Genomic DNA, 265 nt, shown 5'->3' with positions numbered 1-265 from the left:
CAGACTTTCGCGGCCTCAAAAATACCTGTGGCTGTCACCGGAAACGCCAATGTGCCGATGACGAATATTACGATACTCAGCGCAGAGATCGCGAAGACGGGATTATGAATGTCCAGTCCGAAGGGGCCAATCGAAGCTTTGATGTTGTCTTGGCCGATTTCATAATCGGTTACAATGAGATTTCCGCCCGGTGTTGGTTCAGTACCCGCCGTCGTCTCGGTCATCGCTATCATCCCTCCGCTGGGTTTCTGCCGCACGCCGTACG

Annotated in this window: 1 pseudogene; it reads right to left on the bottom strand. The window is 53.6% G+C overall.

Annotation, left to right across the window (positions count from 1 at the left end):
- Window positions 1–224: pseudogene (locus R0J92_RS23630) on the bottom strand (BCCT family transporter); the annotation flags it as partial.
- Window positions 225–265: the final 41 nt, after the last annotated feature.

Source organism: Tritonibacter sp. SIMBA_163, from assembly GCF_046535935.1.
Classification (GTDB): domain Bacteria; phylum Pseudomonadota; class Alphaproteobacteria; order Rhodobacterales; family Rhodobacteraceae; genus Epibacterium; species Epibacterium scottomollicae.
This window is presented reverse-complemented; position numbering and strand designations above follow the sequence as displayed.